Source organism: Kitasatospora sp. NPDC058218, from assembly GCF_042882445.1.
Lineage (GTDB): Bacteria > Actinomycetota > Actinomycetes > Streptomycetales > Streptomycetaceae > Kitasatospora.
The window spans coordinates 1-17,470 of sequence record NZ_JBHVWC010000113.1 but is presented as its reverse complement, the minus strand read 5'-3'; the positions used below and the strand labels follow the sequence as shown (position 1 = coordinate 17,470).

General features: G+C 72.3%; 15 protein-coding genes. 12 read left to right on the top strand and 3 right to left on the bottom strand.

Going from position 1 to position 17,470, the window contains the following annotated elements:
• Window positions 1-98: 98 nt before the first annotated feature.
• Window positions 99-1,355: a phosphoserine phosphatase SerB gene (gene serB, locus ACFVYI_RS41050; protein WP_387894993.1), complete on the bottom strand. Its 1,257-nt coding sequence runs from the start codon at window positions 1,353-1,355 to the stop codon at window positions 99-101.
• A 300-nt stretch (window positions 1,356-1,655) separates the two neighbouring features.
• Here serB and ACFVYI_RS41045 point away from each other — a divergent pair, with 300 nt between their 5' ends.
• The 4 genes from ACFVYI_RS41045 to ACFVYI_RS41030 all read left to right on the top strand — a co-directional run bounded on the left by ACFVYI_RS41045 (window position 1,656) and on the right by ACFVYI_RS41030 (window position 7,674).
• Window positions 1,656-4,247: an FHA domain-containing protein gene (locus ACFVYI_RS41045; protein ID WP_387894992.1), complete on the top strand. Its 2,592-nt coding sequence runs from the start codon at window positions 1,656-1,658 to the stop codon at window positions 4,245-4,247.
• A gap of 310 nt (window positions 4,248-4,557) precedes the next feature.
• On the top strand, window positions 4,558-5,655 hold the full coding sequence (locus tag ACFVYI_RS41040) for a GAF domain-containing sensor histidine kinase (protein WP_387894995.1): 1,098 nt from the start codon (window positions 4,558-4,560) through the stop codon (window positions 5,653-5,655).
• Window positions 5,648-6,304 carry a response regulator gene (locus ACFVYI_RS41035; RefSeq protein ID WP_387894991.1) on the top strand — a complete coding sequence of 219 codons (657 nt, stop codon included), beginning with the start codon at window positions 5,648-5,650 and terminating at the stop codon, window positions 6,302-6,304. Before ACFVYI_RS41040 ends, ACFVYI_RS41035 begins: the two co-directional genes overlap by 8 nt.
• A 209-nt stretch (window positions 6,305-6,513) precedes the next feature.
• A complete protein-coding gene (locus ACFVYI_RS41030) occupies window positions 6,514-7,674 on the top strand; it encodes an RNA-guided endonuclease InsQ/TnpB family protein (RefSeq protein WP_387894990.1) in 1,161 nt (386 codons plus the stop codon).
• A 71-nt stretch (window positions 7,675-7,745) separates the two neighbouring features.
• Here the strand turns inward: ACFVYI_RS41030 and ACFVYI_RS41025 are convergent, their stop codons facing one another.
• On the bottom strand, window positions 7,746-8,549 hold the full coding sequence (locus ACFVYI_RS41025) for a hypothetical protein (RefSeq protein ID WP_387894988.1): 804 nt from the start codon (window positions 8,547-8,549) through the stop codon (window positions 7,746-7,748).
• 147 nt (window positions 8,550-8,696) lie between these two features.
• On the opposite strand from ACFVYI_RS41025, the gene ACFVYI_RS41020 reads away from it, so the two are divergent.
• The 7 genes from ACFVYI_RS41020 to ACFVYI_RS40990 all read left to right on the top strand — a co-directional run bounded on the left by ACFVYI_RS41020 (window position 8,697) and on the right by ACFVYI_RS40990 (window position 14,829).
• A complete protein-coding gene (locus ACFVYI_RS41020; protein ID WP_380574250.1) occupies window positions 8,697-9,488 on the top strand; it encodes an ABC transporter ATP-binding protein in 792 nt (263 codons plus the stop codon).
• A gap of 165 nt (window positions 9,489-9,653) precedes the next feature.
• Window positions 9,654-10,076, top strand: coding sequence for an NfeD family protein (locus tag ACFVYI_RS41015; RefSeq protein WP_387894986.1), 423 nt, complete (start codon window positions 9,654-9,656; stop codon window positions 10,074-10,076).
• Window positions 10,077-10,086: 10 nt separating this feature from the next.
• A complete protein-coding gene (locus ACFVYI_RS41010; RefSeq protein ID WP_387894985.1) occupies window positions 10,087-11,133 on the top strand; it encodes an SPFH domain-containing protein in 1,047 nt (348 codons plus the stop codon).
• Between the two features lie 246 nt (window positions 11,134-11,379).
• The gene (locus ACFVYI_RS41005) at window positions 11,380-12,138 is read left to right on the top strand and encodes a sulfite exporter TauE/SafE family protein (RefSeq protein ID WP_387894983.1); all 759 of its coding nucleotides are present in this window, start codon (window positions 11,380-11,382) and stop codon (window positions 12,136-12,138) included.
• Window positions 12,139-12,207: 69 nt separating this feature from the next.
• Window positions 12,208-12,384: a DUF1272 domain-containing protein gene (locus ACFVYI_RS41000; protein WP_387894982.1), complete on the top strand. Its 177-nt coding sequence runs from the start codon at window positions 12,208-12,210 to the stop codon at window positions 12,382-12,384.
• Window positions 12,385-12,425: 41 nt separating this feature from the next.
• Window positions 12,426-12,728: a 4a-hydroxytetrahydrobiopterin dehydratase gene (locus ACFVYI_RS40995; RefSeq protein WP_387894981.1), complete on the top strand. Its 303-nt coding sequence runs from the start codon at window positions 12,426-12,428 to the stop codon at window positions 12,726-12,728.
• Between the two features lie 142 nt (window positions 12,729-12,870).
• On the top strand, window positions 12,871-14,829 hold the full coding sequence (locus ACFVYI_RS40990; RefSeq protein WP_387894979.1) for a PQQ-binding-like beta-propeller repeat protein: 1,959 nt from the start codon (window positions 12,871-12,873) through the stop codon (window positions 14,827-14,829).
• A 73-nt stretch (window positions 14,830-14,902) separates the two neighbouring features.
• Here the strand turns inward: ACFVYI_RS40990 and ACFVYI_RS40985 are convergent, their stop codons facing one another.
• On the bottom strand, window positions 14,903-15,427 hold the full coding sequence (locus ACFVYI_RS40985; RefSeq protein ID WP_387894978.1) for an HNH endonuclease: 525 nt from the start codon (window positions 15,425-15,427) through the stop codon (window positions 14,903-14,905).
• Between the two features lie 338 nt (window positions 15,428-15,765).
• On the opposite strand from ACFVYI_RS40985, the gene tyrS reads away from it, so the two are divergent.
• Window positions 15,766-17,034, top strand: coding sequence for a tyrosine--tRNA ligase (tyrS, locus tag ACFVYI_RS40980; RefSeq protein WP_387894994.1), 1,269 nt, complete (start codon window positions 15,766-15,768; stop codon window positions 17,032-17,034).
• Window positions 17,035-17,470: the final 436 nt, after the last annotated feature.

Here is a 17,470-nt window from a genome sequence, read left to right as displayed (position 1 = left end):
GCACTGCAAATACGGGGACGGACAACGAAAGCGGCCGGGCCGCGGGGCGGGGGGGGGGGACTTCGGTCCCCGCGCCCCTCACGTACGCTCCGCGGCGCCTACTCGGTCGGCGTGCCGTCCAGCGCGTCGGCCGCCTCGACCTCTTCGCGCGTGATGCCCAGCAGGTACAGCACGGTGTCCAGGAACGGCACGTTCACCGCGGTGTCGGCGGCCTCGCGCACCACCGGCTTGGCGTTGAAGGCCACGCCCAGCCCGGCCGCGTTCAGCATGTCCAGGTCGTTGGCGCCGTCACCGATCGCCACCGTCTGCTCCAGCGGCACCTTCGCCTGCTCGGCGAAGCGGGCCAGCCAGCGGGCCTTGCCGGCCCGGTCCACGATCTCGCCGACCACCCGGCCGGTGAACTTGCCGTCCACCACCTCCAGGGTGTTGGCGGCCGCGAAGTCCAGGCCCAGCTGCTCCACCAGGTGGTCGGTGACCTGGGTGAAGCCGCCGGAGACCACCGCGACCTGGAAGCCCAGTCGCTGCAGCGTGCGGATGAGGGTCCGCGCGCCCGGCGTGAACCTGACCTCCGCGCGGACCTTCTCGGTCACCCCGGCGTCCAGGCCGGCCAGCAGCGCCACCCGGGCGTGCAGCGACTCGGCGAAGTCCAGCTCGCCGCGCATCGCCGCGGCCGTCACCGCGGCGACCTCCTCCTCGCAGCCCGCGTGGGCGGCGAACAGCTCGATCACCTCGTCCTGGATCAGCGTGGAGTCGACGTCCATCACCACCAGGCGCTTGGCCCGGCGTTCGAGGCCCGCCGCCACCACCGCGATGTCCACCCGCTGCTGGGCCGCCTCCTGGGCCAGCGCGGCGCGCAGCTCGTCGGTGGCGACACCGGAGACGGCCAGCTCGACGGCGGTCACCGGGTACTTGGCCAGCCGGAAGACACGGTCGATGTTGCCGCCCGAGGCGGTGATCCGGGCGGTGAGCGCCGACACCGCGGCGGCGGTGAGCGGGTGGCCCAGCACGGTGACGTGCGAACGACCCTCGCGGCGCGGCCGGTTGTCGCCGATGCCGGAGATGATCTCGGCCTGGAGCTTCTGCTCCTCGGCCCAGCGGTGCACGGTGGAGCGCAGCCCGCCCTCGGCGCCCGGCGTGGTCGGCGGGGTGACCAGGGCGCACAGCGTTATCCGGCCGCGGGTGACGACCTGCTCGATGTCGATGACGTCGACGCCGAACGCGGACAGGTTGGCGAAGAGGCCGGCGGTGATGCCGGGGCGGTCCTTGCCGAACACCTTGACGAGCAGGGTGCGCTCGTCCTCGGTCCGGGGCTGCGGGGCGGGGAACGGCTCGGCGGCCAAGGGCGATGCGTTCATGGTGACTCCCACGCTACCCGCCGGCCGGCGCCGTCACGGCACCCGTCCGCGTCGTGGACGGGGGCGTGGAAGGGGTGTGGGCGGTGTGCGCACGATCCGGGTGACCGGATGGTGGCGCAGAGGCGACATCACGGGGTGGTGGCAGGGGCGTCCGCGAATCGTTGCCGCCTGGTCACAGTCACCGGGGGTGACTTTCACCAACGGGCGGCGGACTGGAATGATTCCCCCGTCAGATTCAGGATCATCGCACCCCCGGTCGGGGGCAAAATCGGGGGACCGAGAGAGCGGGGCAGGCGAGCAGTGCCGCAACTCGTCATTGAGATCAACGGACAGCAGCGGACTCTGGAGCCGGGGCGGTCCTACACCATCGGGCGCAACCCGCAGTCGGACTTCCCGTTCGACGACGCCAGGGTCTCCTGGCAGCACGCCACCATCTCCTTCAACGGGGCCGGTTGGCAGCTCGACGACCACGGGAGCACCAACGGCACCTACACCGCCGGCGCCCGGACCCAGCAGGCCCCGCTCTTCCCGGGCGCGGTGGTCAACCTCGGCAACGCCGAGAACGGCCCCCGGCTGAGCTTCTCCGCGCCCGCCCAGGCCGCCGCGCCCGCCCCGGCCTGGCACGAGGCCGCCACCAGCCGCAGCCACGTCCCCGCGCCGCAGCCGCCCGTCCAGCAGCAGGCGCCGGCCCAGCAGCCCTGGGCCCAGCAGCCTCCGGTGCAGCAGCAGCCCTACCAGCCCCAGCCCCAGCAGCAGTGGGGCGGGCAGCCGCAGCCGCAGCCCTTCCCGCAGCAGCAGGGCTTCCCCCAGCAGGCCCCCCAGCCGGGCGGTTTCCCGCAGCAGCAGGCCCCCCGGCACGACGCCGGCGGCCCGCAGCCGACGATGATCCGCAACCTGACCGCGGGGATGAACACCGTCCGGATCGGTCGCGCGCTCGACAACGACATCGTCGTCTCCGACCTCCAGGTCTCCCGCCACCACGCCGAGCTGCGCCAGCTGCCCGACGGCCGGTACGAGATCGTCGACCTGGGCAGCCACAACGGCATCTTCCTCAACGGCCGGCCCGTCCAGCGCCAGCTGATGGGGCCGCAGGACCGCCTGACGGTCGGCCACTCCAGCTTCGTCCTGGTCGGCGACCAGCTGCAGGAGTTCGTCGACACCGGCGCGGTCTCCTTCTCCGCCCGCCACCTGACCGTCGAGGTCGACTTCAAGGGCGGCAAGAAGATCCTGCTCAACGACGTCAGCTTCGGCGTGCCGGAGAAGTCGCTGGTCGCGGTCATCGGCCCGTCCGGCTCCGGCAAGTCGACCTTGCTGCGCGCCCTCACCGGCTACCGCCCGGCCGACCGCGGCGACGTCCTCTACGACGGCCGCAACCTCTACAAGCAGTTCGCCGAGCTGCGCTCGCGGATCGGCCTGGTGCCGCAGTCGGAGATCCTGCACAAGGAGCTGACCGTCCGCACCGGCCTCAAGTACGCGGCCCGGCTGCGGTTCCCCGGGGACACCGAGGCGCGCGAGCGCGAGGCGCGGATCGACGAGGTGCTCTACGAGCTGCGTCTGGACAAGCGCGCCGACAACCGGATCACCGCGCTCTCCGGCGGCCAGCAGAAGCGCGTCTCGGTCGCCCTGGAGCTGCTCACCAAGCCCTCGCTGATCTTCCTGGACGAGCCCACCTCGGGCCTCGACCCGGGCATGGACCGCGAGGTCATGCAGATGCTGCGCGGCCTCGCCGACGACGGCCGCACCATCCTGGTCGTCACCCACTCGGTGGCCGAACTCGCCCTCTGCGACCGGCTGCTGGTGATGGCTCCGGGTGGTTCGGTGGCCTACTTCGGCCCACCGGACGAGGCGCTGCACTTCTTCGGGTACGAGACCTGGGCCGATGTCTTCCAGGCCTTCGAGAACTACCCGGACCACGACTGGGCCGGCCGTTACCGGGGCTCGGTGCACTACCAGCAGTACTCCGCCGACGTGGACGCCGGGGCGGTGCAGTCCGCCCAGATCGTCCAGGAGGCCGTCCGCCCGCCGAAGCCGCAGAGCTGGGGCTCGCAGCTGTGGACGCTGATGCGCCGCTACATGTCGGTGCTCGCCTCGGACCGCGGCTTCCTGGCCCTGTCGGTGCTGCTGCCCGCGGTCATCGGCGCGGTCAGTGTGCTGATCCCCAACGAACCGGGGCTCGCGGCCAACCCGAAGACGCAGCTCCACCTCAACAGCGGGGCCGCGACGATCATGCTGATCCTGGCGATCGGCGCCTGTTTCTCCGGCTCGGCCAACTCGGTCCGAGAATTGATCAAGGAACGGGCGATCTACGAACGGGAACGGGCCACCGGGCTCTCCCGCTCGGCGTACATGATGTCCAAGATCATCGTGCTGGGCATCTTCAGCGTGATCCAGGGCGCCATCATCTCCGCCGTCGGCTTCCTGCCGCGCAAGCTGCCCGCGAAGGGCCTGATCGTCGAGAACCTGCCGGTCATCGAGATGACCATCGGCATGATCCTCCTGAGCTTCGCCGCGATGATGTTCGGCCTGATGATCTCCGCGCTGGTGAAGACCGCCGAGAAGACCATGCCCCTGCTGGTCATGTTCGCGATCGTCCAGGTCGTCTTCACCGGCTGCCTCTTCCAGATCTTCGGCAAGCCCGGACTGGAGCAGGCCGCCTGGCTGATGCCGGCCCGCTGGGGCACCGGCATCGTGGCCACCACGCTCGACCTGTCGCACCTCATGGGCCCCTGGAACAAGGACTTCCAGAACCCGGACTACGACCCGCTGTGGGACAGCACCGTCACCCAGTGGGCGATCAACGCGGGCGCGCTGATCGCGATGTCCGTCGTCATCGGCATCATCGTGACCCGCCTCCAGCGGCGCCACGAGCCCGAGGTCATGCAGAAGGGCTGAGCCCTTCCCGACCGCCGAGGGGCGGCCCTCCCGCACGGGGAGGGCCGCCCCTCGGCGGTCGCGCCCCCGCCCCGGGCCGGCGGGGGGCCTAGGTCTGCGGACCCGGGCCCCGACCTGCTGCGGACCGACGCGGCGGCCGGCCCGGCGGCGGTAGTTTGGCGGTATGCCCACCGCGCCCAGTGACCGCCGGTCCCCGGCCGGCCTGCTGCCCGTCGACCGGATCCCGATCGGCCCGCCGCCCGCCGGCCCGCTGCCCGCCTGCGAGCCCTGCCTGGCCGGCATCGAGGCCGTCAGCCAGGCCCTACTGGCGATGAGCCGCCACCTGGAGGTGCGCGAGGTGCTGCGGCGGATCACCGCCTCCGCCCGCGGTCTGCTCGGCGCCGAGTACGCGGCCCTGGGCGTGCCCGACGACCACGGCGGCTTCGCCCAGTTCGTCGTCGACGGCGTCACCGACGAGCAGTGGAAGGCCATCGGCCCGCTGCCCCGCCAGCACGGCGTGCTCGCCAAGATGCTGCACGAGACCGGCCCCACCCGGCTCGCCGACGTGCGCGAGGCCCCCGCGTTCGGCGGCTGGCCCGCCGCCCACCCCGAGATGGACGCCTTCCTCGGCATGCCCATCCTCGACACCGACGCCGCCGAGGACGACTCGCAGGTCATGGGCGTGATCTTCCTCGCCAACAAGCGCGGCGGCGGCGGCTTCACCGACCACGACGAGGAGCTGCTGCGGATACTGGCCGCGCACGCCGCCCTCGCCCTCTCCAACGCCCGCCTCTACGAGCGAAGCCGCGAGCTGACCCTGGCCGGCGAACGCGCCCGGATCGCCCACGACCTGCACGACGCCGTCTCGCAGAAGCTCTTCTCGCTGCGCCTCACCGCCAACGCCGCCGCCAAGCTGGTCGAGCGGGACCCGGCCCGCGCCCGCGCCGAACTCGCCGAGGTCGCCAAGCTCGCCGCCGAGGCCGCCGACGAGCTGCGCGCCGTGGTGGTCGAGCTGCGCCCGGCCGCCCTGGAGGAGGACGGCCTCAGCGCCACCCTCGCCTCCCAGGTGCAGGTCCTCGACCGCGCCCACAGCGCCGACGTCGCCTTCGCCGCCGACGGCGTCCGCGCCCTGCCACCGGCCCAGGAGGCGGCCCTGCTGAGGGTCGCCCAGGAGGCCCTGCACAACGCGCTGCGCCACTCCGGCGCCCGGCGCGTCACCGTCACCCTGGCCGGCACGCCCGCGCGCGGCGCCGTCCTGCGCGTGCGCGACGACGGCCGGGGCTTCGACCCCGACTCCGTCCGCCGCGCCGGCCGCCACCTCGGCCTGGCCTCGATGCGCGACCGCGCCGCCGCCGTCGGCGGCACGCTCACCCTGGACTCGGCCCCCGGGAAGGGGACGGTCGTCGAGATGGAGGTCCCCGGTGCCTGACACCACACCAGTGATCCGCGTCCTGCTGGTCGACGACCACCAGGTGGTCCGCCGGGGTCTGCGCACCTTCCTGGAGGTGCAGGACGACATCGAGGTGGTCGGCGAGGCCGCCGACGGCGCGGACGGCGTCGACCGGGCCCGGGAGCTCGACCCCGACGTCGTCCTGATGGACCTCAAGATGCCCGGCGTCGACGGCATCGAGGCGCTGCGCACGCTCAAGGGCGAGGGCAGCCGGGCCCGGATCCTGATCGTCACCAGCTTCACCGAGCACCGGACCATGGTCCCCGCACTGCGGGCCGGTGCCGCCGGGTACGTGTACAAGGACGTCGACCCGGAGGCGCTGGCCGGGGCGATCCGCTCGGTCCACGCCGGCCACGTGCTGCTCCAGCCCGAGCTCGCGGAGGCGCTGCTCGCCGACGACGGTCCCCGCCAGCCGCAGGGCCGCGGTGCCACCCTGACCGAGCGCGAGCGCGAGGTGCTCGGGCACATCGCCGACGGCCGCTCCAACCGGGAGATCGCGCGGAGCCTGCACCTCTCGGAGAAGACGGTGAAGACGCACGTCTCCAACATCCTGATGAAGCTGGACCTCGCCGACCGCACCCAGGCCGCGCTCTGGGCGGTCCGGCACGGCGAGGCCCGGGAGGCCTAGGGCCGGACGGGCCCCAGGGCCCGGAGGGCCCGCGGCGGCCCGGGAGCCGCCCCCGGGAGGGGCGGAATTCAGCCTGATCTGCGACGGAACCCCGGCCGTTCACGGCCGGGAGGAATTCGCCCCTGAGACCTGTGGCGCGGAGCGCCGCAGCATCGCTCCGAAGAGCTGGACGGCCGTTTGTCGGTGGCGGCTGTTACGGTTCCCGCCGTGTGAAGCTCGTGACGCAGGTGAAGCTGTTGCCGGAGGCCGACCAGGCCGCCGCGCTGCGCTCCACCCTGCGCACGGCCAACGAGGCGGCGTGCTGGGTGTCCGCCGTGGCGTTCGAGCACGGTGTGCCGCGTGAGTACGAGCTGCGCAAGCACACCTATGCCGAGTTGAAGGCGCGCGGGCTGGGGGCCCAGGCCTCCCAGCACGTGATCAAGAAGGTCCGTGACGCCTACACGACGTTGAAGGCCAACATTCGTGCCGGGAACCTCGGCAGGCCTGGCTCCAAGCGGAGGGTCAAGGCGGAGTCCAAGCCGATCACGTTCCGGCCCGAAGCCGCGCAGCCGTACGACGACCGATGTCTGTCCTGGCAGTTGGACGCCGGTACGGTGTCGATCCGGGCCACGGCCGGGCGGCTCAAGGGCGTGCGTTTCGCGTGCTCGTCGGAGGCACTCAAGATGCTCCGCGAGCACCGGCAGGGCGAATCCGACCTGATCGAGCGCGACGGCGGGTTTTACCTGATCGCCACCTGCGACGTGCCGTCGAAGCCGCTCACAGAGAGACCGGCCGGGTTCGTCGGTGTGGACCTCGGCATCGCCAACATCGCCACCACCAGCACCGGTTACCGGGTCGCCGGGCGTGGTCTGAACCGACACCGCAAGCGGCAGTTCGACCTGCGCAAGAAGCTCCAGGCCAAGGGAACCAAGGCCGCGAAGCGGCTGCTCAAGAAGCGCGCGCGACGCGAGCAGCGTCACGCAGCCAACGTCAACCACATCGTCTCCAAGACGATCGTCACCACCGCTGAACGCACCGGCCAAGGGATCGCCCTCGAAGACCTCACGGGCATCCGCAGCCGGGTACGGCTCCGCAAGGACCAGCGGACGTCTCTGCACTCGTGGGGCTTCGCGCAGCTCGCCTCCTTCGTGGAGTACAAGGCGAAGCGAGCCGGAGTGCCGCTGGTGTACGTCGATCCGGCGTACACCAGCCTGCAATGCTCCCAGTGCCTCCACATCGAGCGGAAGAACCGCGTCGATCAAGCAACGTTCGCGTGCCGGTCCTGCGGGACCGTCACGCACGCGGACGACAACGCGTCCCGCAACATCGCCCGCAAGGGCGAGGCTGTGTGGCTCGCGGGGCGTGAGTCACGCGTCCCAGCACCCGCCTAGGTGCTCAGACGGAGGAGGCCACGCAACAGCCAGTCGCGCCCTACCTCCACGCCCGGCCCTTCAGGGCCGGGTCAAGCTGACCCCTTCTCGTCCACCAGCGCGTTGTACGCCGCCACCTGGGCCCGGCGGGCGATCCGCCGCAGGGGGTCCAGCACCGCCTGGCGGGAGGCCATCTCGGAGGCGCTGACCGCCGCGCCGTGGCCGCCCGAGGCGATCGACAGCAGCGCCGACACCTGCCGGGCCGACTCCAGCACCCGGACGGCGCGCGGAGGGTACCCGGGGGCGAGCAGCTCGACGTGCCCGCGCCGCCGGAACGCCTCCAGCTCCCGCAGCGCCTCCGGCCCGGCCCCGGCAACGTCGAGGCGGGCCAGCAGCACCGTCGCCTCCCGCAGCCCGTCCGCCAGCTCCCGCTCGGCCTCGTGCAGCGACGGCACGTCGGCCGGGGGCGCGTCGTTGACCTCGGAGCAGCGCCAGAGCACCGTCGCCGAGCGGTCCCCGACCGGCCCGAACACCTCGACCTCCGGCACCAGCCCGAGCGGTGCCCCGACCGCCAGCACGGCCTCGCCCGCGCCCAGCGCGCGCTCGTTGAACGGCGCCGGACCGGTCAGCCCCAGCGGGTGCCCGGCGGAGGGCAACGCCAGCCGCAGCCCCTTCACCCCCAGCACCCGCAGCCGTCCCAGCGCCCAGGTGAGCCCGTGCCGCTCGCCCGGTGCGTCCCCGGGCAGCCCGGTCACCCGGTGGCTCTCGTCACTGCCCAGCACCGCCGCGGCGGCGTTGTCGGGCGGCACCAATCCGGCCAACAGGGCGTTGCCCCAAGCGGCCAGCCGCCCCGAACGGGGCTCTTCGTACGGATTGTCGGCAGGAGTCGCGAGCATCCGGCCAGCCTACGGAATCGGCGGTCATCCGCGTGGCGTAGGTTTGCCCATGCGCGTGCGGCGCACCCACTCCGTGCCCACCGGCCGCCGGAGTGGCTGCCCCGCCCGCACCGACGGCCGAATTTCTGTTTTGGGGAAGGCGTAGGCATGAGCGACGTGCTGGAGCTGGTGGACGTATCCGTGGTCCGGGAGGGGCGCGCGCTGGTCGATCAGGTCTCGTGGTCCATCTCCGAGGGCGAGCGCTGGGTCATCCTCGGCCCCAACGGCGCCGGCAAGACCACCCTGCTGCAGATCGCCTCCACGTACCTCTTCCCGACCGCCGGCAAGGTGTCCGTCCTCGGCGAGAAGCTCGGCGAGGTCGACGTCTTCGAGCTGCGCTCCCGGATCGGCCTGGCCGGCGCCGCCATGTTCGACAAGCTGCCCGCCGGGCAGACCGTGCTGCAGACGGTGCTCACCGCCGCCTACGGCATGACGGTCAGCTGGCAGGAGCAGTACGAGCAGGCCGACGAGTCGCGCGCGCTCGCCCTGCTGGACCGGCTCGGCATGGCCGGCCTGACCGAGCGCAAGTTCGGCACCCTCTCCGAGGGCGAGAAGAAGCGCACCCTGATCGCCCGCGCCCTGATGACCGACCCCGAGCTGCTGCTGCTGGACGAGCCCGCCGCCGGCCTGGACCTCGGCGGCCGAGAGGACCTGGTGCGCCGCCTCGGCGCGCTGGCCCAGGACGAGTTCGCGCCGGCCATGGCGATGGTCACCCACCACGTCGAGGAGATCGCGCCGGGCTTCACCCACGTCCTGATGATCCGCCAGGGCAAGGTGCTCACCGCCGGCCCGATCGACACCGAGCTGACGGCGCGCAACCTCTCCAAGTGCTTCGGCCTGCCGCTGACGCTGGAGCGTCACGGCGACCGCTGGTCCGCGCAGGGCCTGCCGCTCGGCTGAGGGCGGTCGGGCCGGGTGCGGGACGCCCGCCGGACGGCCGCCGGACCGCACTGAACCCGGCTGAACTCGGCTGAACTGGAGCCGGTCGCACGTGCGACCGGTTTCCGCCCCTCCACCTGCGGGAACTGTCCGCCTCGAAGGCCCTTCGCTCCCTAGGATGGACACGTGGACAGCTGGATCTGGTGGCTCCTGGCCGCCGTCGGCCTCGGCATACCGCTGGTCGTCACCGCGATGCCGGAGTTCGCGATGTTCGCGGTCGGCGCGCTCGCCGCGGCCGGTGTCGCCGGGCTCGGCGCCGGGGCGGTGTGGCAGGTCCTGACCTTCGTCGCGGTCTCGGTCGCCCTGCTGGTCGTGGTGCGCCCCATCGCGTACCGGCAACTCAGGAAGGGCCCGCAGATCAAGATGGGCATCGAGGCGCTTCAGGGCGCCACCGCGGTCGTCGCGGAAAGAGTCGACGGGGAGGGCGGGCGGATCAAGCTCAAGGGCGAGATCTGGTCGGCCCGCGCGCTCAACCCCGGCAGTGTGTACGAGCCGGGGCAGCAGGTCGACGTCGTCGAAATCCAGGGCGCGACCGCCCTGGTCGTCTAGGGGAGAGTCCGTGGAACCCGTCCTTATCGTCCTGGTCGTCCTGGTCGTGGTGGCATTCATCGCGCTGATCAAGACGATTCAGGTCATCCCGCAGGCCAGCGCCGCGATCGTGGAGCGCTTCGGCCGCTACACCCGGACGCTCAACGCAGGGCTGAACATCGTCGTCCCGTTCATCGACCGGGTCCGGAACCGGATCGACCTGCGCGAGCAGGTCGTGCCCTTCCCGCCGCAGCCGGTGATCACCCAGGACAACCTGGTGGTCAACATCGACACGGTGATCTACTACCAGGTCACCGACGCCCGGGCCGCCACCTACGAGGTCGCCAGCTACATCCAGGCGATCGAGCAGCTGACCGTCACCACGCTGCGCAACATCATCGGCTCGATGGACCTGGAGTCGACGCTGACCTCCCGCGAGGTGATCAACGCCGGTCTGCGCGGCGTGCTGGACGAGGCCACCGGCAAGTGGGGCATCCGCGTCAACCGCGTCGAGCTGAAGGCGATCGAGCCGCCGACCTCCATCCAGGACTCGATGGAGAAGCAGATGCGCGCCGACCGTGACAAGCGCGCCGCGATCCTCACCGCCGAGGGCGCCCGGCAGGCGCAGATCCTGCGGGCCGAGGGCGAGAAGCAGGCCGAGGTGCTCAAGGCCGAGGGTGAGGCGCAGGCCGCGGTGCTGCGCGCCGACGGTGAGGCGGCCGCGATCCGCACCGTGTTCGAGGCGATCCACGACGGCGACGCCGACCAGAAGCTGCTCGCCTACCAGTACCTGCAGACCCTGCCCGAGCTGGCCAAGGGCGACTCCAACAAGCTGTGGATCATCCCCAGCGAGGTCGGAGACGCGCTCAAGGGCCTCGGCGGCGCCTTCACCGGCCTGACCGGCAACGGCGGCGCGAACGGCGGCGTGCCCGCCGCCCCGAGCGCCCCGGCGCCGGCGGCCACCCAGGTCCCGCTCGACCCGGCGGCCGGTCCGCGCCCGCTGGACACCGACACCAAGGGCGCCGCCCGCCCCCGGGTGGACCCGGCCCGCGAGTACCGGAAGATCGACCCGGAGTGAGCTGACCCCGTCGCGCGGCGCGTCGTCGTCGCGCGCGGTACCGAGGGCCCGCCTCCCGTGCGGTACACGGGGAGCGGGCCCTCGGCGTCGCAGGCGCCCCCTCGCGGCGCACGGCCCGTCCGGAGCGTGTGTTGCGTCCGGTGAACGCTCGTGTGGTGTACGTCCCGAATCGTGGGCGGGCCCTGGTAGGCGCACCCCGCCGTCCGGCATGATCGCCTCGGACAGGACCGAGACGAGAGGTGGCCCATGACGCTCTGGGAGGCGATCGCCGTCCTGGTGGCGGGAGTCGGCGCGGGGATGATCAACGTGATCGTCGGCTCCGGAACCCTGATCACCTTCCCGGTGCTGCTCGCCGTCGGCATCCCACCGGTCACCGCCAACGTCTCCAACGCCTTCGGCCTGGTGCCCGGCTCGCTCAGCGGTGTGATCGGCTACCGGAGGGAGCTGGCCGACCAGGGCCGGCGACTGGTCCGCCTCGGCATCGCCGCGCTGTTCGGCGGGCTGGTCGGCGCCGTCCTGCTGATCGAGCTGCCGAGCAGCGCCTTCGACACGATCGTCCCGGTCCTGATCCTGCTGGCCCTCGTCCTGGTGGTGATCCAGCCCCGGGTGGCCAAGGCGGTCGCCGCCCGGCGCCGGCCCGGGGGAGACCCCGACGGCGGCGTCGCGCTGCTGGCCGGCGTCTTCCTGACCGGCATCTACGGCGGCTACTTCGGCGCCGCCCAGGGCGTCCTGCTGCTGGCCCTGATGGGGATGCTGCTCCAGGAGGACCTCCAGCGGATCAACGGCGTGAAGAACGCGCTGGCGCTGATCGTCAACGGCGTCGCCGCCGTGTTCTTCCTCTTCACCTCGACCATCAACTGGGCCGCCGCCGGGCTGATCGCCGTCGGCTCGCTCTGCGGCGGCCTGGTCGGCGCCAAGGTCGGCCGCAAGCTGCCCCCGCCGGTGCTGCGCGGGGTCATCGTGGTGGTCGGCCTGGTGGCCGTCACCAAGCTGCTCGTCAGCTGAGCGAGGCCCCGCCCGATCCCACCCGTTCCCGCCCGTTCCGTTCGTTCCGCTCGCCCCGAGGGAGAGGCCATGGCACTGGAGATGCGCGACACCTGCGAACGCTGCGCGGTGTCGCTGACGGCGGACGGCCCGGCGTCCCTATGCTCCTACGAGTGCACCTTCTGTCCGGACTGCACCGAGGCCATGGCCGCCACCTGCCCCAACTGCGGTGGCGAACTGGTACCCCGTCCGCGTCGGAAGGCCTGACCCTTCATTCACCAGTCACCCCGACACCCGGGAGCGGTTCGATGAGCACCAGAGCGCGTCTGACGGAGGACGAGATCACGGCCGCCCTGGCCGACCTGCCGCAGTGGAGCCGGGACGGTGACACCATCGTCCGCACCGCCGACGCGGCGGACTTCCCGGCGGCGATCCGGGTGGTCGTCGCGGTCGCCGAGCAGGCGGAGGCGCTGGACCACCACCCCGACATCGACATCCGCTGGCGGACCCTGCACTTCGCGCTCTCCACCCACAGCGCCGGCGGCCTCACCGCCCTGGACGTCACCCTCGCCGCCCGCATCGACGCCGCCCTGCGGGACGAGTCCGGCTGAGGTCCCTTCCGCTGTCACCGTTCCGCCGTCCCCCGTCCGCGGACCCGCTTCCGAAACCGGCCCACAGAGGCCGGAAGGAGGCGCTCCGGGTGGCGTGAGATGCTGGCTGCCGCATTGCCGGCGGTCGGGAGGGACGGAACGGATGGCGCAGGATCCCCTCGGAGACGCCGCACAGCAGCCGTGGTACCCGCAGCAGACGCAGCAGGACTGGCCGGACCAGCCGCAGCACTGGCAGGGAAGCCACGGGTACGACGCCGGCGCGGGGTACGCGGAAACCGGCCACCCGGTCCAGGGCTTCCCGGATCACGGATACGCGCAGCACGGGTACGGGCAGAGCGCGTACCCGCAGGCCGGGTACGGACAGGACGGCTACCCGCAGGCCGGGTACGCGCAGCCCGGGTACGCGGAGCCCGGCTACGGCCAGGGCGGGCAGCCGGGGGATCAGCACCAGCCGTACTACCGGTACGACGACTACGGGCAGCAGCAGTACGCCCCGTACGCCGTCCCGCAGCAGCCGACCGGCGAGGAGCTGTACGCCCCGGCGGGCGCCGAGTACTCCGCCGACGGCTATGTGCACATCGAGCCCGAGCCGGTCGCCGAGCCCGGGCCCGCAGCCGATCCGGTGGCGGCCGCCGTCGCGCCGGAGCCCGCCGGTCGCGGGCCGCGGGCGGCCGGGCGGCGTGGCGGTGGCCGTGGCCGCGCGGGCGGGACCGAGGAGGGGTCGACGGCCGACAGGGCGCGGACCGGTCTCGGGGCCAAGGCGCGCGCCGCCGCCGACGCGGTGCTCTCCGCCGACCACGCCCCCGGTCGGCGGGCCCTGGTGGTCCGGACCGGCGCCGGAGTCGCGGCCCTCGGCGTGCTGGTGGCGGCCGCCGTGGTGGTCGGTGCCCAGGACGGTGGCGACGCCTCGGCCGCCGGCGGCGAACCCGGCTTCACCGTCGCCCACGCCAAGGCCTGGTCGGCCCAGCCGGCCGCCGCACTCCAGCCGGGCACCGACGACACCCTGGTCGGCAGCTGGCTGCTGGCCGACGCGGTGGTGCGCGCCGACGCCACCGGCGTCCACGCCTACGACCTGGCGGCCGGCAAGCCGACCTGGTCGGTCGAGCCGCCGGTGGCCGGGGTCACGCCCTGCGGGCTCTCGGCGGGCGTCAACGAGGCCGGTCTGGGCGCCGTGCTGTTCCGGAGCGGGCCCGATCCGAAGAGTCCGTGCACGCTGGTGGCCGCGGTCGACACCAAGACCGGCCGGACGGTGTGGAGCAAGCCGCTCTCCACGGCGAAGGGCGGCTACACCGCGCGCGTCGGCGTCGTCGAGGACAAGGTGATCGCCGTCGGCGACGACCACGTGGTCGCCTGGGAGTCCGCCGACGGCAAGGACGTCTGGCAGTACACCGGACAGGGCAAGTTCTGCACCCTCTCCGGCGGAGTCACCGGCAGGACCGTCCTGGTGGCGAGCTCCTGCGCCGACTCCACCCCCGTCGACCAGGCCGTCTCGCTGAACACCGCCGACGGCACGGTGAGCTGGTGGCGCGGTCTGAACAACCAGCCGAAGACGGTGACGGTGCTCTCCGCCGAGCCCTCCGTCGTCCTGACCACCGGGGAGAAGCCCGAGAACGACAAGGTGTTCGCCTGGGGCCCGGCGGGCGACCCGGCCGCCGAGATACCGGTCGCCGCGGGCGAGGGCAGGCTGGACGTCGCCCGCGGTACGTTTTCGGCCACTCCCGGCGTCTTCTTCCACGACCGGACGATGGTCACCACACTGGCTCCGGCGAACGGCGGCGGAGCGGTCTCCGTCGTCGGCTACGACCTGGACAGCGGCAAGCAGCGTTGGAAGGCGGCCACCGCCGAGAAGGGCGACGTCCGGGCGGTCGGCGTCGACGGCGGCGCGCTGGTGCTCGCCGCCGACGAACGCCTGGACCAGCCCGCCCACCTCAGCCGCTTCGCCCTGGCCGGCGGCCAGGAGACGGTCGGCGGCAACTTCCCGCAGGGCACCGGCTCGCTGCTGATCTCCGGCCGGGTGCTGATCGGCGGCGGTCGGGTCGTCGCGGTGCCCGAGCACTCGGCCAACTTCGGGATAGCGGCCGGGTACCAGGCGAAGGACTGAGGCGCCCCTTCGGCGGCGATCGCGTTCGCCTCCACCGCCGAAGGGGCGGGCCCGGCCGGCGGCGGCCGGGTGGCTACGCGGCGGAGGGTGCCACGGCGGCCGGCAGCCAGTCCGCCAGGTCCCGGAGGTCCGAGCCGCGCAGGCCCAGCGCCATCATCAGGGTGGCCTGCGGCGTCGGCACGAACGGCTTGCGCAGCAGCTTCATCCCGGCCTGCTCCGGCGTCCGGTCGGCCTTGAGCTGGTTGTCCTCGGCACAGGCGGCCACGGTGTTCAGCCAGCTGTCCGCCCCACCGCGCGACCGGGGCTGCAGGTGGTCCACGGTGGTGGCCCGGCGCCCGCAGTACGCGCACAGGTGCTGGTCCCGGACCAGCACGCCGCGGCGGGACCACGGAGCCTGTTGTCGGAACGGCACCCGTACGTAGCGCTGCAGTCTGATCACCCGGGGCACCGGAACGCAGACGCCGGTACCGCGGATGCTCCGCAGTGGGTGGGCCTGCTCGACCACGGCCTTGTCCTGGAGCACCAGGACCACGGCGCGCTGGAGCGACACCGTCGTCAGGGGCTCGTAGCTCGCGTTCAGAACCAGCGTGTTGCGCACCTCGGCACACCCTTTCCCCGGGCGTGCCACGGCGGCACGACCGTCTCCACACACGTCACTGCCGCCGCACGGCGGTGGGACCACTCTGGAGGGGCCCCGGGCCGACGAACAACGGAATTTCCGGTGGAGGCGAGGGGTGGGACAGGGGAGGCGGTGCCTCCGGCCGGCTGCTTCCGACCTTCGGCGGGCCCGCGGCAGGGCGCCCGGTCGGATGCCTCGACGGAAACTCGCTGGCCCGGACCGCGTAGGCTCTACCACGCTGGAGCCGTTCCGCTCCGGGGCCCGACCGAACCGGGTTCCGCACCGGGCGGACGCCCGATCGAAGGAGAAGCGTGACCGTGACGGACATCGTCGACGAGCTGCGGTGGCGTGGGCTGATCGCCCTGTCCACCGACGAGGACGCACTGCGCAAGGCGTTCGCGGACGGCCCGGTCACGTTCTATTGCGGCTTCGACCCGACGGCCCCCAGCCTGCACCTCGGGAACCTGGTGCAGATCCTGACCATGCGCCGCATCCAGCAGGCGGGGAACCTCCCGCTGGGCCTGGTCGGCGGTGCCACCGGCCTGATCGGTGACCCCAAGCCGACCGCCGAGCGCGTCCTGAACGACCCCGAGACGGTGGCCGCCTGGGTCGACCGCCTGCGTGGCCAGATCTCGCGCTTCCTCGACTTCGACGGCCCGTACGCGGCGCGCATGGTCAACAACCTGGACTGGACCTCCGGGATGTCGGCCATCAGCCTGCTGCGCGACGTGGGCAAGTACTTCCGCGTCAACAACATGATCGCGAAGGAGGCCGTCGCCCGGCGGCTCAACTCCGACGCGGGCATCAGCTTCACCGAGTTCAGCTACCAGATCCTCCAGGGCATGGACTACCTGGAGCTGAACCGCCGCTACGGCTGCACCCTGCAGACCGGTGGCAGCGACCAGTGGGGCAACCTGACCGCCGGCACGGACCTCATCCGCAAGGCGGAGGCGAAGTCGGTGCACGCACTGGCCACCCCGCTGATCGTCAAGGCCGACGGCACCAAGTTCGGCAAGACGGAGTCGGGCACGGTCTGGCTCGACCCCGAGCTCACCACCCCGTACGCCTTCTACCAGTTCTGGCTGAACGCGGACGACCGGGACGTCCCCAACTTCCTGCGGATCTTCAGCTTCCGCTCGAAGGAGGAGATCGAGGAGCTGGAGCGCGAGACCACCGAGCGCCCGGCCGCCCGGCTCGCCCAGCGCGCGCTCGCCGAGGAACTGACCACCCTGGTGCACGGCGCCGAGCAGTACGACCGCGCGGTCGCCGCGTCCAAGGCACTGTTCGGCCAGGGCGACCTCGCCGACCTGGAGGCGCCGACCCTGGCGGCCGCGCTGGCCGAGGTCCCGAAGGCGGAGGTCGCCGAACTCCAGCCGGTGGTAGACCTGTTGGTCGCCGTCGGCCTGGCGCCCAGCCGTTCGGCCGCCCGCCGGACGATCAAGGAGGGCGGCGCCTACCTCAACAACGTCAAGGTGACGGACGAGGAAGCGGTGCCGGCCGAGGCCGACCTGCTGCACGGCCGGTGGCTGGTCCTGCGCCGCGGCAAGCGCAACCTGGCCGCCGCCGAGCTGGTCTCGGCCGGCTGAAAACGCACCGCCGCTGACCTGCGGTTTTGAGCATCGAGGGCCGGATCTGGACAGATCCGGCCCTCGGGTGTTTGACGTGCCGGTCCGACTGGCCTAGTGTTGGACGAGTCGCTGAAGCGGGCGGGTGCACGGCAGACCGAGAGGTCGCCGCAAACCGGCCGAGCGGCCGTCGCAATCGGCAAGTCCTACTCTCACTCGAAGCCCATTAATTTGGGTCGCTCGGCGTTTTCGTCGAACGGTGGGAGCGGGGAATTTCGGGTCAGTCCCGAAATGAGCTAATGTGGGGGTCGCCGCAGAAAAGCGGACCTGACCAGCAAGGGTCGGATGAATGAAACTCCGGAAAACGGAGCGGAAAACATCTGGTAAGCTGGGAACACGAAAGAACGAAGCGCCCGGAGGGCCCGCTGGAAGGCGGTCCGAAGGAAGTGTCCGTTCC